This window comes from Priestia sp. 179-F W1.4 NHS (assembly GCF_045369295.1).
GTDB classification, from domain to species: Bacteria; Bacillota; Bacilli; order Bacillales; family Bacillaceae_H; genus Priestia; species Priestia zanthoxyli.
This window is the reverse complement of sequence record NZ_JBIQFF010000004.1, coordinates 216,977-240,386: the sequence shown is the minus strand read 5'-3', so window position 1 is coordinate 240,386 and position 23,410 is coordinate 216,977. Positions and strand designations below refer to the sequence as shown.

Here is a 23,410-nt window from a genome sequence, read left to right as displayed (position 1 = left end):
CTATCCTAATATGTTCTTCCTATTATCGTCTATTTTTTTGCTCAATTTAATAACGTATTCACAATTTTACTGTACTTTCTAACTGTTGCAGCCGAAATGGAATATTGTTTTGCCGCATCGGCTTGAGTAATAGACTGGTTTTGTTCTTTCGCCCATATATATGTGACGGCTGCAGCCCATGCATTTACGTTCACATGCTGAAAATCATAGGATTGTTTATATACCTGTACATATACATAAAACCAAAAGCTTAAAAGATCCTGGGTATCACTTTCAGTCTGCGATTCCATCTCCAGTTCAATAACATCTGCCACCTCAAAAATCACATGTTGTTTATCCTGCCATACATACGTATATACTTCATCCAAAAGTGTACTCATATGTATGGACGATTTGATTTCTTCTAAAAGAAGCAGACGCTGCTGTTCAGGAAGCTTCTTTGCCATATACAAGCTGTAAAGCTGATCGTGAACATTGTTTGTTGCACACTTCTTTTTCGCTGTAACATCCACTTTCGATTGAAAAACCTTCGCAGCTTTTTGACTGATGCGCCAAGGCTCCTCTCCTTCTTTATCAGGAACGTCTTCCAATGCCTGCTTCCACATTTCTTTAGCGAAGGCTTCATGTCCAGTATAGTAAGAGGCGTATGAAAGCCAATAATGAAATGAGTTGTCTCCTTGAAAACCTTGTGTATAAAGCTTTTTTAACCATCTGTATGATAGTTTGTATTGACCAATCAACGCAAATGTTGCTCCAAGCTTATAGCGGTGTTCAAATGACATCGGATAAACGCGGCTAAGCCCGTCTGTAAGCTCCTCAACTTCTTTATGCTTATGGCAATAATAATAGAAAATCAGCTGATTGCATAACGCATGAAGATTTCCCGGGTTTTTCTCCAATACTTCATTCAGCAAATCCATTGCCTCATCAATTTTATTTAAATAAAAATAAGCTAACGCTAAATTATTATATGCAGACCAGAATTCTGGATACTCATCAATTATTTCAGTTAACAAATCCGCTGCTTCTTCAAAATTCGTTGCTTCAAGCAGTCGTTTTGCTTGTTCTTGTTTTATAATCAGCATGTCGCCTAGCTGATTTTTAGGCTCTTCATCTTCTTCATCCACATCAATTGATAGTAAATCTAACAGATCTGTAGCCGATCGAAAGAGGTCACCATTTGGAAAATGCTCAATGTAATACATCGCGTATTTTTTTGATTCTTCAAACAGTCCAAGATGCGCATAGCTGTTGGCTATATAGTAGTAACCGCTTCCTAATGTATCGTCCATATGATGAATCACATGGAGAAAAAGCTCGTTGGCATCTTGATAATCTCCCTGCTCCGTTAAAGCTACTCCAACGTTTGTAAGAAGCTGTGGATTACGGGCATTTTCTTTGTTTGCACGCGTTAAATACTTGAGCGCTTTATCTGACTCCTCTTCTTCAAACGCCTGCAGCGCTTTTTCGAAATAGAAGTCACCCGTTTGCGAAAATGGAATTACTTGTGCCATTTTTTGAATTACTTTTGAGTGTTTTTCCATTAAGCCCTCCAAATAAGTTGATAATTTCGACGTTCGTAGTATATCACATTTGCCAAGAAGTTTAATACCTCTATTCAAAAAAGGAGCCTGCAAGCAGTCGTTTCTTGACGCAAATAAGAGAAGGTTTTGCCTCTTTTATCTAAAATGAGACAACTCCTTCTCTCCTTTCACTATGTAGCTATTAGCTAGAGTGACGTTCCTTTAATACTGATAGGACATCGTCCAAAGGCAGCTTTTGCTCACGAAGTAAAACAAGTACGTGGTACAGTAAATCCGCAACTTCCCACTTCAGCTCATCATGGTCACGATTTTTTGCTGCAATAATCACTTCACCTGCTTCTTCTCCTACTTTTTTGAGGATTTTATCTACGCCTTTATCGAATAAGTACGTCGTATAAGCTCCTTCTGGCATTTCAGCTTCACGCTTAGCGATCACTTCTTCTAGCTCATTAATAATAGCAAACCGATTATCATTTTGTTTATTTTCGCCAAGAATTGTTTCATTAAAACAGCTGTAAGCCCCCGTATGACAAGCAGGACCTTGAGGCTCCACCTTTACAACAAGAGAATCAGCATCACAGTCATATGCCATGCTCACAATTTTTTGTGTGTTCCCAGAGGTTGCGCCCTTGTGCCATAACTCTTGTCGAGAACGGCTGTAAAACCATGTTTCGCGTGTATCAATTGATTTTTGAAGTGATTCTTCGTTCATATAAGCCAATGTTAAAACTTCTTTGCTCACAGCATCTTGTACAATAGCTGGCACAAGTCCATCACTGTTGAATTTAATGTTTTCAATCGTCATCGAATGCTCACTCCTTGTTGTTTTGCATAGCTTTTAATTTCTTTTACAGATGTTTCTTTATAGTGAAAGATTGAAGCCGCCAAAGCCGCGTCAGCTTCTCCTTTTTCAAACGCATCGACAAAATCTTGACCATTTCCTGCGCCGCCAGAAGCAATAACAGGAACGCTCACCGCTTGGCTGACTGCTTTGGTTAACGCTAAATCAAACCCTGACTTTTCGCCGTCTTTATCCATGCTCGTTAACAAGATCTCACCCGCACCGCGCTTCACTGCTTCTCTTGCCCAGTCGATTACTTCCCAGTCCGTTGCATTGCGGCCTCCGTGTGTATAGACTCGCCATGATTGTAAGCTTTCATCGTACTTAGCATCGATTGCTACCACAATACACTGAGCTCCAAAAAAGTCGGACCCTTCTGTAATCAGTGCTGGATTGAGTACGGCCGCTGTATTTAATGACACTTTGTCTGCACCAGCACGAAGCATTCTCTTCATATCTTCTAATGCATTAATTCCTCCGCCCACCGTAAAAGGAATCGCTAGCTGAGATGCTACTTCTTCTACAACATGTACCATTGTTTTGCGTCCTTCATGAGAAGCAGAAATATCTAAAAAGACTAATTCGTCTGCGCCTTCTTCATCATAAAATTTCGCCAACTCTACAGGATCTCCTGCATCTCGAAGTTCCACAAACTGAACTCCTTTTACCACACGGCCGTCCTTTACATCTAAACAAGGAATGATTCGTTTTGTAATCATTACGCTTTCACCTCTTGAAGTGCTTCAGCTACTGTAAACTTATTTGTATAAAGTGCTTTCCCTACAATCGCACCAATAACGCCGTCAGCTTCATATTTCTTTAGTGCATCTAGATCAGCAAGCTTACTAACTCCCCCTGATGCAATCACACCTTTTCCAGTAGCCTTAGCCATTTCAACAATTCCTTCCACATTAGGACCAGACAGCATACCATCTGTAGAAATATCCGTGAAAATAAATGTTTCCGCACCAGCATTAGCCAATTCTTTTCCTAGTTCTGTCGCTTTGATTGTAGATGTTTCCACCCAGCCTTCCGTCGCAACATAGCCATCACGTGCATCAATACCAATAGCAATACGCGCACCATATTCCTTCAACATTTTTTTCACAAATTCAGGATTTGAAATAGCTGCACTTCCTAAAATAACGCGGTCAATTCCGTTTTCTAAATAGTAAGCAACGTCAGCTTCTGAGCGAATGCCTCCTCCAATTTGCACACGTACATTTAATTTCTTTTTCACGCCTAGCACAAATTCATCATTCACGCGCTTAGCCGCTTTTGCGCCGTCTAAATCAACCATGTGAATCCACTGAGCGCCTTCACTTGCGAATTGTGTGGCCATATCTACCGGAGAGTCTCCGTACACCGTTTCTTTTGTGTAATCTCCTTGAAGCAAACGGACGCACTTCCCTCCGCGCATATCAATGGCTGGATATATTTCAAATTTGCTCATACGATGGGCTCCTTTTCTCTACGAAGTTTGCATAATTTTGAAGCATTTGCATTCCGATTGCACTGCTTTTTTCAGGGTGGAATTGAGTGCCAAATACGTGTTCTTTTCCAACAACTGCTGGAACTTCAACATCATAAGGACTTGTTGCTAAAAGCACGTCTTGGTCGTTTGTTTTTACGTAATAAGAGTGAACAAAGTACACGTGACCTGCACTGATTCCATCAAGCAGAGCGGACTGCTGATGAAAATCTAAAGAGTTCCAGCCCATATGCGGAACTTTATATGTCTGTCCTTCGGCAGTAATGCCGGGAATACGCTCGACTCTCCCTTTTAACAGTTCCAGCCCTTTTGTTACACCGTTCTCATCGCTTTCTTCAAATAAAAGCTGCATACCTAAACAAATTCCAAGCAAAGGCATTCCTTTTTCTACTTCTTCTTTAATAAAGTCCGTCAGCTTTGTTTGATTCAGCTGTTCCATCGCATCTTTGAATGCTCCAACTCCAGGAAGAATCAGCCCTTTTGCCTTTCTTAGTTCTGCAGGATCTGCGGAGATGATATAGTCATAGTTTAATCGTTCAAGAGCTTTACTTACGCTGTATAAGTTTCCCATCCCATAGTCAATAATGCCAATCATTTACAACATCCCTTTCGTCGAAGGCACACCTTTGACACGCGGATCAATCGTTGTCGCTTCGTCCAAAGCACGTGCTAATGCCTTAAATACCGCTTCAATAATGTGGTGCGTATTTTTACCGTAGTGTACAATTACATGTACATTCATGCGAGATTCTAATGCAAATTTCCATAAAAATTCATATACAAGCTCTGTATCAAATGTACCGACGCGCGAAGCGGGAATGTCACCTTTAAATTCAAAATGAGGACGATTGCTTAAATCTACTACGACTTGGGCTAACGCGTCATCCATTGGTACAAACGCATTTCCATAGCGTTTAATTCCTTTTTTATCACCGAGCGCTTCTTTGAACGTTTGACCAAGGCAAATACCGATATCTTCCGTTGTATGGTGATCATCAATCTCCGTGTCTCCATCTGCTTTTACATCAAGGTTAAACTGTCCGTGTTTTGTAAATAAATCGAGCATATGATTTAAAAAAGGAACGCCTGTATCAATGTTCGCTTTTCCTTCTCCATCGATTCCAATCGCTAATGCAATATCCGTTTCGTTTGTTGTACGTTTAATACTTGACTCTCTCATTGTGAAACTCCTTTCAACTGTGCATGTAATAAGTAAAGAAAAGAACATTTCTACTCTTTTTTTTAATCTCCGCCTTATTTTTTAAAGCGTTCTTCAACCGCCCTTGCATGAGCTTCTAGCCCTTCTAAACGAGCAAACGCTGCGATTTTTGAGACATTTTTCTGCAGGGCTTGTTGGCTGTATGAAATAATACTAGACTTCTTCACAAATGAATCAACTGATAAAGGACTTGAGAATTTTGCTGTCCCATTGGTTGGAAGAACATGGTTTGGTCCAGCGAAATAATCGCCAACAGGTTCTGAACTGTATCTTCCTAGAAAAATAGCACCGGCATGACGAATGGAACCTAAAAGTTCAAGCGGACTTTCAGTCATAATTTCTAAATGCTCAGGGGCTAATTGATTAACAGCTTCAACCGCTTCTTCTAATGACCCGGTCACATAAATAGCGCCATGGTTATCAATAGAAGGTTTGGCAATTTCTTTACGTGGTAAAGATTCTACTTGCCTTTCCACTTCTTCTTTAACAGCTTCGGCTAACTTCATAGAAGGCGTAACTAAAATACTTGAAGCTAATTTGTCATGTTCTGCTTGAGACAATAAATCAGCGGCCACTTCGTTCGGCTTAGCCGTATCGTCTGCTAGTACGACAATTTCACTAGGTCCAGCAATTGAGTCAATGTCTACTAAGCCATATACTTCTCTCTTCGCCAATGCAACAAAGATATTACCAGGCCCTACAATTTTATCGACGGGTTGAATTGTTTCTGTTCCATAGGCAAGTGCTCCTACTGCCTGAGCTCCCCCTACTTTATAAATCTCTTCGACCCCAAGCTCACTCGCTGCTACAACTACTCCAGCAGGAAGCGCGCCGTCTTTTCCTGGAGGTGAAACCATCACGATACGTTTTACACCTGCCACTTGAGCAGGAATGACATTCATTAAAACGGAAGAAGGATACGCTGCAAGACCTCCCGGTACATAAACACCTACTGCATCTAAAGGCGTTACTTTCTGCCCTAAAATGGTGCCGTCTTCTTTTGTTGTCATCCAAGACTGCTCGACCATTCTTTCGTGGTAATCACGAATGTTGTCAGCAGCTTCACGAATGATTGACAGCATATCTGCATCAACCAGCTCATAAGCACGCTTCTTTTCTTGTTCTGTCACAAGCAAAGAAGAAAGCTCAACGCCGTCAAATTGGGCTGTATATCTTTTTAAAGCTTCGTCTTTTTGCTCTTGCACTTGCTTTAAAATATTTACGACAATTTCTCTTTGGGCACTCGTCCCTTGATCAATCGTACGCTTTAAGCTCACTTGTTCTGTTACACGTGTAATTTTCAATGTATGTCACCTCTTTTATACAGGTTGAACCACTTGGGCTAAACGATTCACTAAATCATCAATTCGTTCGTCTTTTAAACGATAGCTTACAGGGTTCACAATCAAACGCGATGTAATATCTTCAATGTGCTCCAATTCAACAAGTCCGTTCTCTTTTAGTGTTTGTCCTGTTGATACAATATCAACAATCCGATCAGCAAGGCCGATTAAAGGCGCTAATTCAATCGAACCATTCAATTTAATAATTTCTACTTGCTCTCCTTGCTCCCTGAAATAAGTAGATGCTACATTTGGATATTTGGTTGCCACTTTTTGAGCAATTTCTGATTTTTTAGCATTAGGCAAGCCGGCAACGGCCAGATGACATTTACTAATATTTAAATCCAACAGCTCATAGACATCTCGTTCTTCTTCTAACATTACGTCTTTGCCTGCAATACCAAGATCCGCTACTCCGTATTCTACATAAGTAGTAACGTCCATTGGTTTCGCTAAAATAAAGCGCATGTTCTCTTCAGGAATGTCTACAATCAGCTTGCGCGAATCGTCAAATTCTGGCGGCAATTGAAAATCTGCTTGACGCAAAAGTTCAGCTGCTTCTTCAAAAATACGTCCTTTTGGCATTGCAATTGTTAATAGTTCACTCATTATTGTCCCCCCTTGCCTCGTTTTCCAATTAGAAACGTGACTTCTTCAAACTGTGCAGTAAATACATCAACATCATCAACGCCCGCAATTTCCTGAGTCACTACCCGGTATCCTTGCTTGCGCTGTTCAGCAGCTAAAGCTAATGCCTCATCTAAACGCTCTTGACTATATAATATGCCGTATACTACTGAAGGCTCATATACTTCTTCGCCCAGCGCTTCAATTAAGCGGTCGAGCTGAATTCCAAATCCTGTAGCTGGTGTTTTAGACGCGAATTTTTCAAGAAGCTGGTCATAACGTCCTCCATTACCGATATGGAAACCAACGTTTTCAGCAAAAACTTCAAATAAAATACCTGTGTAATAGCTCATATGACTGACTAAGTTAAAATCAATTTTAATTTCATCCGTTACACCGTACGCATCAAGCATATTCCATAGCTTTTTCAAATCACCGGCTGCTTTTTGCCCAGCTTCGTTTTCAACGAGTTCAACCGCTTCTTCAATCTTCTTTTCATCTCCACGCAGGTTAAGCAGCTGAAGGAGACGCTGTTTATCGATAGAAGATAGATTCAAATCTTTTACATGATTACGATAACCCACGTAATTTTTCTCATATAAAAAGCGGCGAAGCACGTTAGCACGTTCTTCATTTCCGACAATCTCTAAAAAAAGCGAATTAACGAACCCGATGTGGCCAATTGCGACTTTAAATGATTTAAGTCCCGCTCTTTTTAATGCGCCAATCATGAGAGCAATGACTTCAGCATCGCTGCTCATCGTAGCGTCTCCAATTAGCTCAACGCCTATTTGTTCAAACTCCGCCGGGCGGCCACCCTCACGCTGCTGAGCTCGGAATACATTTGCTTCATAAGCTAAGCGCAAAGGAGAATTATTTAAAAGTTTTGAAGCGGCCACACGTGCAAATGGCGTTGTTACATCCGGTCGCAGCACAAGCGTATGCCCTTCTTTATCTAAAAGTTTAAACAATTGTTGATCTAAAATAGCTGATGCGCTTCCTACCGTCTCGTAGTATTCCACAGTAGGTGTTGCCATATATTGATAGCCCCAGCTGCTGATTTCATCTGCCAGCTGACTGCGAACTTGTTTTTTTCTTTCAAAAAGAGCCGGCAGGGTATCTCTCATTCCAAGGGGTTTTTCAAACATAAATAACTTTGACATTCTGACACGTCCTTTAAGCTTGATTTTATCTATTAAGGAACCATTGATAGGTTGATTTCACTTTATCGCGCTAATGTATTAGCGAAATAACAAATTAAAGTTATTGATAGTTTACACCCGATAAAGTCAGCCGTCAACCGCCAGCTGTTCAAATTTACAAAAAAAACCACAGCTTAGTTCTTGCTAAGTTGTGGCTTTAGGTTCTGCTTCCCTGCGCTTTTCCATTTCTTCTTTTGTATAGATGACACGCATAGGGTTACCTCCAACAAAGAAACCGGGTGCTACATCTTTATGAACCACCGTTCCAGCCGCTACAACCGCTTCGTTGCCGATTGTTACACCTGGAAGGATGGTGCTATTTGCTCCAATCATCACTTCATCCCCAATGATGACATCTCCAAGACGATATTCCGTTATCAGATATTCATGAGCGAGAATAGTGGTATTGTATCCAATGACCGTATTGCGTCCTACTTGTATTTTTTCAGGAAACATAATATCAAGCATCACCATAAGGGCAAAGGATGTTTGAGGTCCTACTTTCATCCCTAAGCACGCTTTATACAGCCAGTTTTTCATCGAAAGAAAAGGCGTATAACGAGCGCATTGAATGATGAGGAAGTTGCGCACTACTTTCCAAAAAGGCACGGTCTTATAGACATGCCAAAGGGAGTTAGCTCCTTTAACCGGATAGCGCGTTGTTTTTCTCACTGACGTTCTCCTTTTAATATATCAATTAAATCCGTCATATTTTCTAAAATAATATCAGGGTTATAAGAAGCGATATGATCTCTTCCTTTTGCACTCCAAGCAACTCCAGCTGTTTTCGTGTAAGCTCTTTGGCCGGAAACGATATCGTGATGGTTATCTCCTACCATCAGCGCTTCTTCAGGTTTAGCATCAAGCAGATTCAGCGCTTTTTCGACCGGCTCAGGATGCGGCTTTGCATTTGTTACGTCTTCAATTGCGACAATCGTATCAAAGAACTGATCTAACTTTGTTAACTTAAGCCCCATCATGACCGTATTTCTTTGCTTAGTTGTGACAATACCTAATTTATAATTCTGCTCGTGCAGCCATTTAACTGTTTCAAATACGCCTTCAAATTCTTTCACAAGCAAATCATGATTGGCTAGATTATGCGTGCGATACATCTCAATCATTTCGTTTACTTTCGTTTTATCCATTTCTACAAACGTGTCGTATAAAGGCGGACCCATGAACTGTAAAATATCTTCACGAGTGTATTGTTCAGGATAATAGTGATTAAGCGTATGAGTAAACGAAGCAATAATTAATTCATTTGTATCAATTAACGTACCGTCTAAATCAAACAAAACCGTATTAATCGTCATTATTCATTTCCTTCCCTTGCGTCAAATCAAGTTTGTCTAAACCTTGTAGCTTTTCTTCATTTACGCTTTAGATTGTGCTTCTTCATTCTCTAAGTATTTCTGTTTACTCATTCCCGTCACGCGGCGGATAATAATTAAAATAATGGCTATGACAATCAGTGCAAGTGAAACAACTTGAGCGATTCTGAGTGTATGCGTCAGCATTAAACTATCCGTGCGAAGCCCTTCTACAAAGAATCGTCCAACTGAGTACCAGATTAAATAAGATAAGAAAATTTCTCCTTTTCGCAGACTGGTGCGGCGAAGTACCATCAACAGGATAAATCCGGCAAAATCCCATAATGATTCGTATAAAAACGTAGGGTGATAATATGTACCATTAATATACATTTGGTTAATAATAAAATTTGGAAGGTGCAACCCTTCTAAAAAAGCACGAGTAACCGGCCCCCCATGTGCCTCTTGATTCATAAAGTTGCCCCAGCGCCCAATGGCTTGGCCAAGGATTAAACTAGGCGCAGCAATATCAGCCAACTTCCAAAATGAAATCTTTTTTACTTTCGAATACACAATGGCAGTTAATACGCCTCCGATTAAGCCACCATGAATGGCGATCCCGCCTTGCCAAATCTGAGGTATTTCGTTCAAATGCTTTGAATAGTATCCCCATTCAAAGGATACATAATAAATTCGTGCACAAATAATAGCTATTGGCACAGCAAATAGAATAAGATCAACAAATGTATCTTTTGATAAGCCTCTTCTTACGCTTTCTCTTGTCGCAATATAAAGACCCAACAGAACACCTGCACCGATAATGACACCATACCAGTAGACCGTTAGAGGGCCAATTTCAAGGAAAACGCGATCTAACGGCTGAATAGTTGCTTCCACAAGTTAACACCCTTTCTTATAAATCTTCACGGTCTCCTTCTTCAATTACATCTGTTAGACGTGCAGAAAATTGTTCTGCTGCGTTAATACCCATACGCTTTAAGCGGAAGTTCATTGCTGCCACTTCAATGATAACAGCTAAGTTTCGTCCCGGACGTACTGGCAATGTAATTTTTGTAACGTCTGTATCAATAATTTTCATTTTATCTTCTTCTAAACCAAGGCGATCATAATGTTTCTGCTGATCCCATGTCTCTAACTGAATAACAAGTGAAATTCGCTTATAGCTTCGTACAGCTCCTGCGCCGAATAGCGTCATCACATTGATGATCCCTAGTCCTCGAATTTCAAGCAAATGCTCGATTAAACCAGGCGCATTTCCTACAAGGGTGTCTTGATCTTCTTGACGGATTTCCACACAGTCATCGGCTACTAGACGATGACCCCTCTTAACAAGCTCTAGAGCTGTTTCACTTTTACCAACGCCGCTTTTTCCCATGATTAATACACCAATTCCGTATATATCAACTAATACGCCGTGCAGGGCAGTAGTAGGTGCTAGCCTGCTTTCAAGAAAATTCGTTAAATGGCTGGAAAGTCGCGTTGTTTTAAAGCTTGAACGCAGCACGGGAACTGATTCACGCTCTGAAGCTTCGATAAGTTCTTTCGGTACATCCATTTCGCGGGAAACAATGATAGCCGGCGTGATATCTGTACACATTTTTTCCATTCGAACTTTTTTTTGTTCCTCATCTAACTGTTTAAAAAATGATAGTTCTGTTTTACCTAACAGCTGGATACGTTCTGCTGGGTAGTATGTAAAATAACCTGCCATTTCAATACCTGGACGTGAAATATCACTCGTTGAAATAGGGCGGTCGATTCCTTCTTCTCCGCTAATAAGCTCTAATTTAAATTTCTCAATGATGTCTTTTGTACGTACTTTAACCACCGTGCATCCTCCTTTTATAAACAGTCATATACCTGTTCATGTCTACAGTATATCCAACTCTCGCTTTTATGTCGCGTTTGGTTCTACTAGCCACTTTATTTTATCATTAATACAGAAAGAAAAGAAAAAAAAGATGGCATAGGCTGCATCGCCTTACCATCTTTTTTAGAAAATTAAATATTGCAAGAAAGTTATCTTCTATTTTGAAGCGGTTCAACAATCACTCGTTGAATAAGCGCATTTAGAAGCGACATAATTACCGAGGCTAAAAGCGCTGTACCAAACCCGTCAATATTAAAAGAATCTCCCATAACACTTTGTGTAATCATCAGCGTAATGGCATTAATGACGAATAAGAATAGGCCAAGCGTAAGAAATGTCACCGGCAGGGTAAGTAAAATTAAAATCGGCTTAACAAACACATTCAAAATCGATAGAATTAAGCTCGCGATAATAGCTGCACTGACCGATTCCAAGTGAAAGGTGTCAATATAACCTGCGATTACGATTAATACGAGGGCATTGATTAAAATACTAATGATTCCACGCAATAACATTTTTAGAAATCTCCTTCTTCATTTGGAACTAAAAACACAAAAATCATATATAAAATGACCGGAGTACCTACTGTAAAAAATAAACTGATGATAAACAATACGCGGAGTAGTGAAGCATCTATTCCGATATACTGAGAAATACCGCCGATAACACCCGCAAGCTTGCGATTTGTTCGCGAACGATACAACTTTCGCACGTTAATCATCTCCTTTGTTTTTTTACTAAAACAAGCATTTTCTATTTTATAACAATTGAGCCCGTTTTGGATTCAGCTAACAATTTATAGCCTTTCGGCGAAGCGACATTTGCTTTGAAACGAAGTTGTTTCATCACCGTTTCTTTTTTCTCATCTACTATTTCCATCTCAGGAAGTGTACACGTAAAATTCCCAAAGTTAGATTTCAAATCTCCATCAACGGAGAGGTGGGACGGCGTATAGAGCGTAATGCTTCCTGTAGTCGTTTTGAAAAATGCTTTTTCAATGCGCTCTCCTTTTAAATACGTATCAATATCCCCGTTAAATGTCTGAACATCAATCTTTTTTGTATCTCCATCAAATTTAACCGTTCCATTGATTGTTTCAAGCTCACATTTCGAAGCGAGTATTCGAGAAAGTTCCATATGCCCGTTTGATGTCTCCATTTCAAGAGAATGGCTATTCACATCGTAAAAGCGGATGGTGCCATTAGCTGTTTTGGCTTTCAGGTCTCGTACGCTTAGTCTTTCCCCATCGATTGAACCATTAAACATACGGAGCTTGACGCGTTCATATTCCATTTCTGGAATATAAATAATCGCTTTCACCTTCATTTGCTTTTGCTGAATTGCAAAGCGCAGTTTGCCATTTTCGATGGAAAATGCGGTATGCTGCAAGAAAGTGCGGCGCGCTTCATCCGAATTCTCTACTTTGTAGATAGCAGCTTCACACTCTATTCGTATTTCTGTACTTCCCCAAGGTCGGAGTTGAACGCTTCCATTTGCTAAATCTACGTCAATCTCTTGAATATATGCTTCTGATTGCTGAAAGATGTGCTGAACGTCAATCGAAGGACCAAAGTTAAAATCTAAATCTCCTTCTTTTACTTTTTTTACCGTTTGATCTACAAATGTAAATAATTTTTCCTTTAAAGAGCTTTGAGATGACTTAGAAGCGTACGTTTTTTTCTGTTTTCCTCCTACATAAGGGGATAGCTCAGCTTTATCAGGCGTAGCATAGTAAGAGTCATTAGCTGAGTCTTTTTCCAGTGAATTCAGCAAGGTTAAAGCCTCATCTACGCTAAGTTTCCCTTCTTCTACCATCTGTAAAATTTGTTTGCGCTTTTCACTCATACCTTCCATCTCCTCTTTACGTTTTAGTCATTTAACTTTTATCTGCTTAATATTTGTATCCCTTTTACAATATTCCATACAAACACAACAACATTAACTAAAGAAACAACAACTAAAGCTACAATTAAAAGAATAAATACCGTTCCACTAGAGCCAGTAAGAGCAGGAAGCAAGAAAAATAAGAACAAGATCGCTGTAGCGATAGGTAATAAATGTGACAAAAATGCAGTTTTTGCATGTTTCTTTACTTCTATGTTATGAACAACAAAATAAATAATAATAGGTAATAAAAATGGTGCAAAGAAAACGCTAAAATAATTTAAGGAAGATAGTATGCGATTTCCTTCCATAATAATCAGCTCCTTATATCATGTACTACGTTTTAATGAGTTAAAAAGTTTCATTCTTTATAAAAAAGACACCAATGCTGGTGTCTTTTAACGAGTTAATGCCTCTGCTTTTTCAACTTTTTTCTCCATACGCTTACGGTCACGTTCTAAAATTGGCTTCAAATAATGGCCCGTATAGGATTCTTTTACTTTCGCCACTTCTTCTGGCGTACCCGTAGCCACAATTTGTCCGCCTTTATCTCCACCTTCAGGCCCTAAATCAAGTAGATAATCAGCTGCTTTGATCACGTCTAAATTATGTTCGATCACTAGAACTGTATCTCCATTTTCAACTAAACGCTGAAGCACTTTTAATAAACGTGCGATATCATCGACATGAAGACCGGTAGTCGGTTCGTCTAAAATGTACAGCGTTCTTCCTGTTGAGCGACGGTGAAGCTCTGAAGCTAACTTTACACGCTGGGCCTCTCCACCCGATAAAGTAGTGGCCGGCTGTCCAAGCGTGATATAGCCAAGTCCTACATCGTAAATGGTCTGCAGCTTCCGCTTAATCTTTGGAATGTTTTCAAAGAAGTGAAGCGCGTCTTCAACTGTCATATCCAACACATCTGAAATGTTTTGATCTTTGTATTTTACTTCTAAAGTTTCCCGGTTATATCGTTTGCCGTGGCAGACTTCGCAAGGAACGTATACATCTGGCAGGAAATGCATTTCGATTTTAATAATACCGTCTCCTCGACAAGCTTCACAGCGGCCGCCTTTCACGTTAAAGCTAAAGCGGCCTTTTTTATATCCGCGCACTTTTGCTTCGTTTGTTTGGGCAAATACATCTCGAATGTCATCAAATACACCTGTATAGGTTGCAGGGTTTGAACGAGGCGTACGGCCTATGGGAGACTGATCAATATCAATGACTTTATCTAAATGTTCAATGCCTTTGATTTCTTTATGTTCTCCTGCTTTGCTTTTTGCTTTATGCAGCTTTTGCGCCAATGATTTGTGAAGGATATCATTTACAAGCGTACTCTTACCTGATCCAGATACACCTGTAACAGCTGTGAATACACCTAACGGAAGCTTTGCTTTTACATTTTTTAAATTGTTTTCTTTTGCTCCTATAATTTCAATCATCCGATCTTTATCTATCGAACGTCTTTCGGCTGGAAGTGGAATAAACTTCTCTCCTGATAGATATTGACCCGTTAAGGAATTTTCATCATCCATCACTTCCTGAGGCGTGCCTTGAGAAACAACGGCACCCCCGTGTACGCCGGCTCCTGGTCCGATATCAATTAAATAATCAGCTGCCATCATCGTATCTTCATCATGCTCTACAACAATCAACGTATTTCCAATATCGCGCATGTCTTGCATTGTGCGAATTAAGCGATCGTTGTCACGTTGATGAAGACCGATAGAAGGTTCATCTAAAATATAAAGAACCCCCGTCAAACGAGAACCGATTTGAGTAGCCAAGCGAATGCGCTGCGCTTCCCCTCCTGAAAGAGTTCCAGCAGAGCGGTTCAATGTTAAGTAATCAAGTCCCACGTTAATGAGAAAGCTTAGACGCTCACGAATTTCACGCAGTATCATATCCGCAATCTTCATGTCTTTTTCAGATAAACTGAGACTTTCAAAAAAGTCATATGCTTCTTTTACTGAAAAGCGTGTTGTATCTCCTATATGCTTTTCGTCAATAAGCACCGCTAAGCTTTCGCGTTTTAAACGATTTCCTTTACATTTTGGACAAGCTTGCTGAGCCATGTATTTTTCCATTTGCTCACGGATATAATCAGAACTTGTTTCATGATAACGGCGTTCTACGTTCCGAAGCACACCTTCAAATTCGATATGATTTTCTCTTACTTGGCCAAAATCATTTTCATAGCGAAAGTAAATTTTTTCTTTACCGCTGCCATATAATACTTTATCAAATAAATGTTCCGGGATATCTCGAACCGGCACATCCATGTCGATGCCGTAATGTGTACATACGGCTTCAAGCAGCTGCGGATAGTATTGAGAACTTGTTGGCTCCCAAGGTGCAATTGCGTGCTGATGAAGTGTTAAGTCATAGTTAGGAATCACTAAATCTTTATCCACTTCCAATTTCGTTCCTAACCCGTCACACGTCGGACACGCCCCGTACGGACTATTAAATGAAAACATGCGGGGCTCAAGTTCTCCAATGGAGAAGCCACATTTTGGACAAGCATGATGCTCGCTAAAAAGTAATTCTTCCTCACCTATTACATCAATAATTACTTTCCCATCTCCAAGGCGAAGAGCTGATTCCAAAGAGTCCGACAAACGAGCGGCTACACCTTCTTTGACAACAACGCGATCAATCACTACTTCAATGGAGTGCTTTTTGTTTTTTTCCAGTTCAATTTCTTCTGTTATTTCACGCATTTCTCCGTCTACTCGAATGCGAACGTACCCTTCCTTTTTAATATCTTCTAATACTTTTACATGGGTGCCTTTTCGGCCAGATACCACAGGGGCCAGTACTTGAAGTTTTGTACGTTCAGGGTACTCTAAAATTCTATCTACCATTTGCTCAATCGTTTGAGACGTAATTTCAATTCCATGATTAGGACAAATCGGCTTTCCTACACGAGCAAACAAAAGGCGCAAATAGTCATAGATTTCGGTCACAGTTCCGACGGTTGAACGAGGGTTTCGGCTCGTTGTTTTTTGATCGATTGAAATAGCAGGCGACAATCCTTCGATCGAATCTACATCTGGCTTATCCATTTGACCTAAAAACTGTCTTGCATACGCCGAAAGTGACTCGACATAACGTCTTTGTCCTTCAGCATAGATTGTATCGAAAGCTAAAGAAGATTTACCAGAACCTGACAACCCTGTTAATACCACTAATTTGTCTCGCGGGATTTCAATATCGATATTTTTCAAATTGTGGGCTCGTGCACCTTTTACCACGATTTTTTCCATCGCCATGTTTTATCACCCTTCCGCTTTTAATTCTAGAATCAAGTCACGAAGCTCAGCTGCGCGTTCAAAGTTAAGCGCTTTGGCTGCTTCTTTCATTTCTTGTTCCATTTCTTCTACGAGCTTTGCTTTTTCTTTTTTATTGAGTTTATCAAATGCCGGTGCTTCTTCATACGTTTCTGTATCTTCTGCTACTACTGTTGCACGAATTGAGCCTCGAACTTCTTTTTGAATCGTTGTCGGTGTAATACCATGCTCTTCGTTGTAAGCTGCTTGAATACTTCTACGACGTTTGGTCTCATTGATAGCAATGTCCATGGAGTTTGTGATGCGATCTGCATACATAATGACATGTCCATTAGCATTTCGCGCAGCACGTCCGATGGTTTGAATAAGCGATCGTTCTGAACGCAAGAATCCTTCTTTGTCCGCATCTAATATGGTTACTAACGAAACTTCTGGAATATCTAAACCTTCACGAAGTAAGTTAATCCCTATGAGCACATCATATTTTCCAAGCCGCAGCTCTCGGATAATTTCAATACGCTCGAGCGTCTTCACCTCAGAGTGAAGATATTGAACTTTAATGCCAATTTCTTTTAAGTAGTTCGTTAAATCCTCAGACATTTTCTTTGTTAACGTCGTGACGAGCACTCGTTCATTTCGCTTAATCCGGTCGTGAATTTCTCCAATTAAATCATCAATCTGCCCTTCAATTGGTCGAACTTCAATATTTGGATCTAATAATCCCGTTGGACGGATAATTTGTTCAATCACCTCAGGCGCCTTCTCAAGTTCGTAAGGACCTGGTGTTGCTGAAACATGGACGATTTGTTTAATATGCTGTTCAAATTCATCAAATTTAAGCGGACGGTTATCTAATGCAGACGGCAAGCGGAAACCATGGTCCACCAACACTTGTTTACGCGCTTGGTCTCCATTATACATTCCTCTAACTTGAGGAATGGTAACGTGGGATTCATCCACCACAAGAAGGAAATCTTCCGGGAAGAAATCCAGCAGTGTATAAGGTGTAGAACCAGCCGGACGAAGCGTTAAATGACGAGAGTAATTCTCGATTCCTGAACAAAATCCCATTTCTCTCATCATTTCTAGGTCGTAGCGAGTGCGCTGCTCCAAGCGCTGCGCTTCTAAAAGCTTTCCTGCTTCTTTTAACTTCTCTAGCTGTTCTTCTAGTTCTTTTTCAATGTTTTGAATGGCCACACGCATTTTTTCTTCCCTCGTGACGAAGTGAGATGCCGGGAAGATAGCCACGTGTTCACGATCTCCAATAATTTCTCCTGTTAAGGCGTCGACTTCGCGAATGCGGTCAATTTCATCCCCGAAAAATTCCACGCGAATACAGTGTTCATCTCGAGACACAGGAAAAATCTCAACAACATCACCGCGAACGCGGAACGTTCCGCGCTTGAAGTCAATATCGTTTCTTTCGTACTGTACATCCACTAGCGTACGAAGCAGCTGATTGCGTTCTTTTTCCATTCCTACTCGAAGAGATACGACCATTTCTTTGTATTCTTCCGGAGACCCTAATCCATAAATACAGGATACGCTGGCAATAATAATGACATCTTTTCGTTCAAAAAGAGCAGAAGTTGCTGAGTGACGAAGTTTATCAATCTCGTCATTAATGCTTGCATCTTTTTCAATAAATGTATCTGTTTGAGGTACATAAGCTTCAGGCTGATAGTAATCATAGTAACTGACAAAGTATTCGACTGCATTATTAGGAAAAAACTCTTTAAACTCACTGTACAATTGACCAGCAAGCGTTTTGTTATGAGCCATAATTAATGTCGGCTTATTTATTTCCTTAATAACATTAGACATAGTGAAGGTTTTTCCCGTTCCTGTAGCACCTAATAATACTTGATGCTGCTTACCTTCTTTAATTCCTTTCACAATCTTTTCAATTGCCTTTGGCTGATCACCTTGCGGTTGATATGGGGATACTAATTCAAACTGATCTTTCAAATGAAGGCCTCCGTTTCTATTTTCTTGTTTTATCTATTTTTATTACGATATGTAAAAACCGAAAACACGAACTGATATTCGTATTTTATCACTTTATACTCATAAATGAAACTAATGAGTATTAATCTTATATAGTGTTTGTTTGTTTTGATTTTTTACCCTGTTACTTTATTACCCACTAAATTCTTATACTACCCTTTTCGAGGGGAATACAACTCTTTAGATGAAAGCAATAAAAGAAAGTAAGCTGCCTAATTGTTTGAAAAAGATAGGCTTTTGCGCCAATTTCTAAATTATGATACAGTATAAAAAATATGTACTGAGAGGGGTTTAGTATGGCAAGCGTTGATCAAGTTCTTATAAATAACTCCTTTATAACAGTTGAAGAATCAACTTCTTTAGCTAAAGTGAAATCTGAACTTTCCAACTATGATTTCGTTGTAGTCACAGCAAGTACCTTTTATGTAATACAAAAAGATGAACGATACCTTTTAACAGGTCATGACGAGGCATCGTCCATTAAAAAAGTAATAGCGGACACAAATTGGCCTTCATCTTCTACTTCTACGTTAGCCAATTTACAAGCCAACACAAACTGGAATAGACCAGTCCTCATTCAAGCAGAAAACCAAGAAACCACAATAGGACTTGTAACACCTTCACAGTGGATTACACATTTGCATAGCCAAAATGAGATATTAGCTTCCTATTTTGATACATTGGCAGAAACCATTAATGATGCAGTGACAGCGGTCGATCATGAAGGAAATGTAATCTTGTGGAATACTGCTGCGGAACATACGTATAAGATTCAGAGAGATGATATTATTGGTAGAAAAATCGGAGAGCATTTTAAAGATGAATCCATCATTCTACATACGATTCTAAATGAAGGGCGTCCTGTGCGCGGAACGTATCATCGTCCTAATGAACAAACTCACGTGCTCATCAATGCATCTCCTATTATAAGAAACAACCGAGTCATAGGTGGAGTCGCAACCGAACATGACATTACCAATATTGTAAGACTAAATGAAGAAATTGATGTATCTCTTCTCATTCCGAAAGATAATCCATTTTCTTCTTTTGCGGGTATCAGTCCTGAAATTAAGCAAGCCGTTGACATTGCCAAAAAAGTGGCATCTACAGATATGCCTATTTTATTAACAGGAGAACCTGGTTCTGGGAAAGAAATGCTGGCTCAGGCCATCCACTACGGGGGATCCAAACATAAAGAACCTTTTTTATCTTTAAATTGCGCCACTATTCCATCTGGACTTCTGGAAATTGAACTCTTTGGTCATCAAAAAGACGTCTTTTCAGAAGATCCAACGACCATTGCAGGAAAACTGGAGCAGGCTCATAACGGGACGTTATTTATTGAAGAAATTGATAAAATGCCTCTTGAAATTCAAGTTAAGTTTCTCCGTTACTTGGAAGAACGAGCCTTTTATCACGTTGGAGGCACGGAAGAAATTCAAGTCCAAACCCGAATTGTAGCCTCTACTACGACGCCTTTGGAAGAGTTGCTAAAAGCCGGTGAATTCCATGAAAATCTTTACTATTTGCTGACCGTCATTAATATTATCATTCCGCCGCTTCGAGACCATAAAGAAGACATTGAAGCATTAACGCAGCAATTTGTACAGGAATTTAGTAAAAAGTATAAAAAGAAGGCTCCTTTCATCAGCTCTGAAGTTCTCGAAGCCTTTATGCAATACGATTGGCCAGGAAATATTCGCGAGCTGAGAAATACGATTGAACGAATGATTTTTCTTAGTGATCAGTCGTTGATTACCCTTACGCACCTTCCTGACAATCTGAAGGATGCCAGTTCTTTCACAGAAGTTCAAAAAGAAGAAGATTCTCTCCAAGAAGCTAGGCTAATAGAAGAGACTCTTCAAAAAACCTATGGAAACAAAAGTGCAGCAGCAGATCTGCTTGGCATTTCGCGCGGCACCCTTTATAACAAAATCAAAGAATACGGATTAAACTAATTAAAAAATTCGACACGAAGCTCAGGATACTTGTGTCGAATTTTTTATGTTTCTTGGACTGAACTTATTTGGAGAAATTTTTTAATACGAACCATACGTTGGCGGGGCGTTCGGCTAGGCGTCTCATGAAATACCCAAACCAATCAATTCCGTAAGGAACATAAACCCTGACTTTATATCCTTCTTTGACCAGACGATCCTGTAGCTCTACGCAAATTCCATAAAGCATTTGGAACTCAAACTGATCATTTGAAATGCCGTTTTCTCTTACTAATCGTTTTGTATACTGAATCATTTCCTCATCATGACTTGCTACAGCTGTATAGTGTCCATTTAATAAATGCATTTTAATGATTTTTTTATAGTTTTCATCTACGTCTTTCTTTTCCGGAAACGATACTTCTGGCGATTCTTTGTAAGCTCCTTTTACCAGACGTAAATTGGCTTGATATTGATGTAAGTCATTCATATCTTGTTCTGTACGATAAAGATACGCTTGAATCACAATTCCAATATTATCAAATTCTTTACGTAATTCTTTATACATATCAAGGGAGATTTGGCAGTGCAAGTAGTCTTCCATATCAATTCGAACAAAAATATCATTCACTCTGGCTGTGTGTAGAATTCTGCGCATATTTTCCATACAAAGCTCTTTGCTAATATCCAATCCTAAAGAAGTCATCTTTAATGATAAATTTGATTGAACGCCCGATGCTGCAATGGCTTCTAGTGTCTGAATGCACATGACCGTAGATAACCTAGCTTCCTCTTCTGTAAAAACAAATTCGCCTAAATGATCGAGTGTCACAACTTTCCCACCATTGTTAAGCTCCTTGGATGTTTGAATTGCTGATTCAATTGAGTCTCCAGCAACAAAACGAGCTGCCCCCATCCGCAATCCATACTTTTTAGCTAATTTATTCATTGAATGATTTTTGCCAAGCGACTGAAACATCGTTCTCATTAACACTTCCATCGATACTAAACCTCCTTTTATTTTTAAAAATCAAAATAAATATAATTTTCAGATTAATTTCTTTATTTTTCTATACCCCAACTACATATTTGTACACACATTTAAAATAATTTACACAAAATTGTTTAAGTTATTTTATTTACAAACATATTTGTATAATTAATTTAATTATACTCATTTATCGATGGAACCGTAACAACAGTGTTATGAGTTCTAACTCGTTTTTCGACATAAAAAAGCTCTCCACATTTCGTAGAGAGCTTTTTGCGTACGTTTTGATAATAGGACGATTCACTTATCATCAAAGCAACAATCTTTATTTTCCAGCTGCTAGCATGCCTTTTGCATATATAAAACCAATGGCTGCTGAAAGTAAATCTATTAAAATAATAAGCGGATAATCTGCGTACCCTTTATATACAGAAACAGCTATCAACAAAAGCGTCAGCGCTGTGGCAACATATAGGTTATATGTTACTCTAGCAAACAGAACAAGCAATATGGCGGGTAGAAAAACTGCGGCAATCGTTTTGACTTCCACAAACATTTCTCCTTTTTATCCGTCTTTTAACCAGCTTGTGAATTACGTTTTGTATAATTGTGTACAAACAAAATACCTAGTTCATGATGTTCGTTGTCATACAATGCTCGCTGAGTAAAGCGAACTTCTCCATTTTCGTCAATAACTTCTAGCTTACAAAAAGCACGGTTATTCACTTGTAATGCTTCATAAAATTTATGGACTTCAGATATAGCGATTCCATTTACTTTAATAATCACTTCTCCTACTTTCAAACCCATTTTCTCTGCCGGAGAATGAGGGATGATTCCTAACACAACCAAACCTTGTGTACGCTTAGTAAATAGTGCGGGCGCTTTTTCATCGCTTCGACGCTGCTGCAAACGAATCCACTCTCTTCCTATGATCGCTAGAATAACAACAGCGACAGCGGCAGGAGGATAAAAAATAGCAGCAATTGTAATAATCGTTAATCCCACGCCTAATGCTAATACACGCTTACCGGTAAATTCAATAGATTTAAACGGAACCATACTTTGAATTCGCTGATAAAAACCGATAGCAAAAGGAACAAAAAACAGGCTAAATGATGTTCCGTCAATAGATAACACAGGCCACCATGGAAACACAGACGTAATGGCGCTGCCTGGAATTAAGACAAAAAGCGGAACAACCCATAATTTTTGAGAATAATGAGCCCCAATTTCCTGCCCTCTTTTACTTTTCACAATGGCTGGAGACGTACCTTTTGCTCCAAACTTCCAAATTAAATATCCTTCTGCTAATACAAGCAGCGACATTAAAATAGTAAGAGAAGGTAAATCTGCGTTATGAGCTTGCACAGACCACGTTTGAATAAATCCTTCACCGAAACCAGCTGCAGGAATAAGCAAGGTCGCAAGCACAGCCAGTCCTACCGTATAAGAAGGAGAAAGCCATTTAAACGTCCACGGGCCGCTTATGATAAAAGTTAAAACAGCTACAAGTACAATCGTTCCTATAGATACATAGACACCTAGCAACACGGTAACAACGGATAAAATCAAACCAATAATGATACCTGGAAAAAATAAATATTTTGCTTCTAAAATAAAATCAAACACGCGAACATGAAAATTCTGACGCTCTCTCTTGACGCGAGAAAGACCTACAAAAAACGAGACGAGCAGAAATAAATAAGTTAACGGGTGCAAAAATAAACGCCCGATACCTTTTAAAAGCTCTAATGCAAAATCCATTTTTTCACCACCTGTATTTTTCACATTTTTATTACAACATTTACGATTGATTGTTATGT

23 protein-coding genes are annotated in these 23,410 nt (G+C 39.5%); 1 reads left to right on the top strand and 22 read right to left on the bottom strand.

Going from position 1 to position 23,410, the window contains the following annotated elements:
• Positions 1 to 41: 41 nt before the first annotated feature.
• The 19 genes from ACH0CI_RS19720 to uvrB all read right to left on the bottom strand — a co-directional run bounded on the left by ACH0CI_RS19720 (position 42) and on the right by uvrB (position 18,617).
• The gene (locus ACH0CI_RS19720) at positions 42 to 1,544 is read right to left on the bottom strand and encodes a tetratricopeptide repeat protein (protein WP_406902119.1); all 1,503 of its coding nucleotides are present in this window, start codon (positions 1,542 to 1,544) and stop codon (positions 42 to 44) included.
• Positions 1,545 to 1,725: 181 nt separating this feature from the next.
• Positions 1,726 to 2,349 carry a bifunctional phosphoribosyl-AMP cyclohydrolase/phosphoribosyl-ATP diphosphatase HisIE gene (gene hisIE, locus ACH0CI_RS19715; protein WP_013059715.1) on the bottom strand — a complete coding sequence of 208 codons (624 nt, stop codon included), beginning with the start codon at positions 2,347 to 2,349 and terminating at the stop codon, positions 1,726 to 1,728.
• Positions 2,346 to 3,104 carry an imidazole glycerol phosphate synthase subunit HisF gene (gene hisF / locus ACH0CI_RS19710; protein ID WP_025752585.1) on the bottom strand — a complete coding sequence of 253 codons (759 nt, stop codon included), beginning with the start codon at positions 3,102 to 3,104 and terminating at the stop codon, positions 2,346 to 2,348. The genes hisIE and hisF overlap by 4 nt, the downstream gene beginning before the upstream one ends.
• A complete protein-coding gene (gene hisA, locus ACH0CI_RS19705) occupies positions 3,104 to 3,838 on the bottom strand; it encodes a 1-(5-phosphoribosyl)-5-[(5-phosphoribosylamino)methylideneamino]imidazole-4-carboxamide isomerase (protein ID WP_025752584.1) in 735 nt (244 codons plus the stop codon). Before hisA ends, hisF begins: the two co-directional genes overlap by 1 nt.
• A complete protein-coding gene (gene hisH, locus ACH0CI_RS19700; protein ID WP_034264272.1) occupies positions 3,825 to 4,472 on the bottom strand; it encodes an imidazole glycerol phosphate synthase subunit HisH in 648 nt (215 codons plus the stop codon). The genes hisA and hisH overlap by 14 nt, the downstream gene beginning before the upstream one ends.
• The gene (gene hisB, locus ACH0CI_RS19695; protein ID WP_013059719.1) at positions 4,473 to 5,057 is read right to left on the bottom strand and encodes an imidazoleglycerol-phosphate dehydratase HisB; all 585 of its coding nucleotides are present in this window, start codon (positions 5,055 to 5,057) and stop codon (positions 4,473 to 4,475) included.
• 74 nt (positions 5,058 to 5,131) lie between these two features.
• Positions 5,132 to 6,400 carry a histidinol dehydrogenase gene (hisD, locus tag ACH0CI_RS19690; protein ID WP_028412044.1) on the bottom strand — a complete coding sequence of 423 codons (1,269 nt, stop codon included), beginning with the start codon at positions 6,398 to 6,400 and terminating at the stop codon, positions 5,132 to 5,134.
• Positions 6,401 to 6,415: 15 nt separating this feature from the next.
• Positions 6,416 to 7,048, bottom strand: coding sequence for an ATP phosphoribosyltransferase (gene hisG, locus ACH0CI_RS19685; protein ID WP_013059721.1), 633 nt, complete (start codon positions 7,046 to 7,048; stop codon positions 6,416 to 6,418).
• Positions 7,048 to 8,229 (bottom strand): ATP phosphoribosyltransferase regulatory subunit, encoded by a 1,182-nt coding sequence (locus ACH0CI_RS19680; RefSeq protein WP_028412043.1) that lies wholly within the window; start codon positions 8,227 to 8,229, stop codon positions 7,048 to 7,050. The genes hisG and ACH0CI_RS19680 overlap by 1 nt, the downstream gene beginning before the upstream one ends.
• Before the next feature lie 183 nt (positions 8,230 to 8,412).
• Entirely contained in the window at positions 8,413 to 8,940 is a 528-nt protein-coding gene (locus ACH0CI_RS19675) for an acyltransferase (protein WP_013059723.1), read from the bottom strand.
• Entirely contained in the window at positions 8,937 to 9,584 is a 648-nt protein-coding gene (gene ppaX / locus ACH0CI_RS19670; RefSeq protein WP_335706977.1) for a pyrophosphatase PpaX, read from the bottom strand. The genes ACH0CI_RS19675 and ppaX overlap by 4 nt, the downstream gene beginning before the upstream one ends.
• A gap of 60 nt (positions 9,585 to 9,644) precedes the next feature.
• Positions 9,645 to 10,478 carry a prolipoprotein diacylglyceryl transferase gene (gene lgt / locus ACH0CI_RS19665; RefSeq protein WP_028412041.1) on the bottom strand — a complete coding sequence of 278 codons (834 nt, stop codon included), beginning with the start codon at positions 10,476 to 10,478 and terminating at the stop codon, positions 9,645 to 9,647.
• 16 nt (positions 10,479 to 10,494) lie between these two features.
• On the bottom strand, positions 10,495 to 11,430 hold the full coding sequence (gene hprK, locus ACH0CI_RS19660) for an HPr(Ser) kinase/phosphatase (RefSeq protein ID WP_028412040.1): 936 nt from the start codon (positions 11,428 to 11,430) through the stop codon (positions 10,495 to 10,497).
• A 191-nt stretch (positions 11,431 to 11,621) separates the two neighbouring features.
• Positions 11,622 to 11,987, bottom strand: a complete 366-nt coding sequence (locus tag ACH0CI_RS19655) for a phage holin family protein (RefSeq protein WP_013059727.1) — start codon at positions 11,985 to 11,987, stop codon at positions 11,622 to 11,624.
• Between the two features lie 2 nt (positions 11,988 to 11,989).
• A complete protein-coding gene (locus ACH0CI_RS19650) occupies positions 11,990 to 12,184 on the bottom strand; it encodes a PspC domain-containing protein (RefSeq protein ID WP_013059728.1) in 195 nt (64 codons plus the stop codon).
• A gap of 41 nt (positions 12,185 to 12,225) precedes the next feature.
• Positions 12,226 to 13,317, bottom strand: a complete 1,092-nt coding sequence (locus ACH0CI_RS19645; protein ID WP_406902118.1) for a DUF4097 family beta strand repeat-containing protein — start codon at positions 13,315 to 13,317, stop codon at positions 12,226 to 12,228.
• Between the two features lie 38 nt (positions 13,318 to 13,355).
• Positions 13,356 to 13,667, bottom strand: a complete 312-nt coding sequence (locus tag ACH0CI_RS19640; protein WP_013059730.1) for a hypothetical protein — start codon at positions 13,665 to 13,667, stop codon at positions 13,356 to 13,358.
• 87 nt (positions 13,668 to 13,754) lie between these two features.
• On the bottom strand, positions 13,755 to 16,631 hold the full coding sequence (uvrA, locus tag ACH0CI_RS19635; RefSeq protein WP_028412038.1) for an excinuclease ABC subunit UvrA: 2,877 nt from the start codon (positions 16,629 to 16,631) through the stop codon (positions 13,755 to 13,757).
• A gap of 6 nt (positions 16,632 to 16,637) precedes the next feature.
• Complete coding sequence (gene uvrB, locus ACH0CI_RS19630; RefSeq protein ID WP_406902117.1) at positions 16,638 to 18,617, bottom strand: excinuclease ABC subunit UvrB; 1,980 nt, start codon at positions 18,615 to 18,617, stop codon at positions 16,638 to 16,640.
• Positions 18,618 to 18,952: 335 nt separating this feature from the next.
• On the opposite strand from uvrB, the gene ACH0CI_RS19625 reads away from it, so the two are divergent.
• Positions 18,953 to 20,614 (top strand): sigma-54 interaction domain-containing protein, encoded by a 1,662-nt coding sequence (locus ACH0CI_RS19625; protein ID WP_047749599.1) that lies wholly within the window; start codon positions 18,953 to 18,955, stop codon positions 20,612 to 20,614.
• 64 nt (positions 20,615 to 20,678) lie between these two features.
• On the opposite strand, the gene ACH0CI_RS19620 is transcribed toward ACH0CI_RS19625, so the two are convergent.
• From ACH0CI_RS19620 to ACH0CI_RS19610, 3 genes are all read right to left on the bottom strand, one after another.
• Positions 20,679 to 21,593: a proline dehydrogenase family protein gene (locus tag ACH0CI_RS19620; protein WP_406902116.1), complete on the bottom strand. Its 915-nt coding sequence runs from the start codon at positions 21,591 to 21,593 to the stop codon at positions 20,679 to 20,681.
• 316 nt (positions 21,594 to 21,909) lie between these two features.
• Complete coding sequence (locus ACH0CI_RS19615) at positions 21,910 to 22,140, bottom strand: DUF2198 family protein (RefSeq protein WP_205689522.1); 231 nt, start codon at positions 22,138 to 22,140, stop codon at positions 21,910 to 21,912.
• Between the two features lie 20 nt (positions 22,141 to 22,160).
• A complete protein-coding gene (locus ACH0CI_RS19610; RefSeq protein ID WP_028412033.1) occupies positions 22,161 to 23,351 on the bottom strand; it encodes a PDZ domain-containing protein in 1,191 nt (396 codons plus the stop codon).
• Positions 23,352 to 23,410: the final 59 nt, after the last annotated feature.

Coding starts and splice junctions, on each gene's coding strand:
- hisF (WP_025752585.1), bottom strand. CDS start 3,104: ATGATTACAAAACGAATCATTCCTTGTTTAGATGTAAAGGACGGCCGT.
- ACH0CI_RS19680 (WP_028412043.1), bottom strand. CDS start 8,229: ATGTCAAAGTTATTTATGTTTGAAAAACCCCTTGGAATGAGAGATACC.
- uvrA (WP_028412038.1), bottom strand. CDS start 16,631: ATGGCGATGGAAAAAATCGTGGTAAAAGGTGCACGAGCCCACAATTTG.
- ACH0CI_RS19620 (WP_406902116.1), bottom strand. CDS start 21,593: ATGGAAGTGTTAATGAGAACGATGTTTCAGTCGCTTGGCAAAAATCAT.
- hisIE (WP_013059715.1), bottom strand. CDS start 2,349: ATGACGATTGAAAACATTAAATTCAACAGTGATGGACTTGTGCCAGCT.
- ACH0CI_RS19625 (WP_047749599.1), top strand. CDS start 18,953: ATGGCAAGCGTTGATCAAGTTCTTATAAATAACTCCTTTATAACAGTT.
- ACH0CI_RS19655 (WP_013059727.1), bottom strand. CDS start 11,987: ATGTTATTGCGTGGAATCATTAGTATTTTAATCAATGCCCTCGTATTA.
- hisA (WP_025752584.1), bottom strand. CDS start 3,838: ATGAGCAAATTTGAAATATATCCAGCCATTGATATGCGCGGAGGGAAG.
- ACH0CI_RS19640 (WP_013059730.1), bottom strand. CDS start 13,667: ATGGAAGGAAATCGCATACTATCTTCCTTAAATTATTTTAGCGTTTTC.
- ACH0CI_RS19720 (WP_406902119.1), bottom strand. CDS start 1,544: ATGGAAAAACACTCAAAAGTAATTCAAAAAATGGCACAAGTAATTCCA.
- hisG (WP_013059721.1), bottom strand. CDS start 7,048: ATGAGTGAACTATTAACAATTGCAATGCCAAAAGGACGTATTTTTGAA.
- hisB (WP_013059719.1), bottom strand. CDS start 5,057: ATGAGAGAGTCAAGTATTAAACGTACAACAAACGAAACGGATATTGCA.
- ACH0CI_RS19610 (WP_028412033.1), bottom strand. CDS start 23,351: ATGGATTTTGCATTAGAGCTTTTAAAAGGTATCGGGCGTTTATTTTTG.
- ACH0CI_RS19645 (WP_406902118.1), bottom strand. CDS start 13,317: ATGAGTGAAAAGCGCAAACAAATTTTACAGATGGTAGAAGAAGGGAAA.
- hisH (WP_034264272.1), bottom strand. CDS start 4,472: ATGATTGGCATTATTGACTATGGGATGGGAAACTTATACAGCGTAAGT.
- ACH0CI_RS19615 (WP_205689522.1), bottom strand. CDS start 22,140: ATGTTTGTGGAAGTCAAAACGATTGCCGCAGTTTTTCTACCCGCCATA.
- ppaX (WP_335706977.1), bottom strand. CDS start 9,584: ATGACGATTAATACGGTTTTGTTTGATTTAGACGGTACGTTAATTGAT.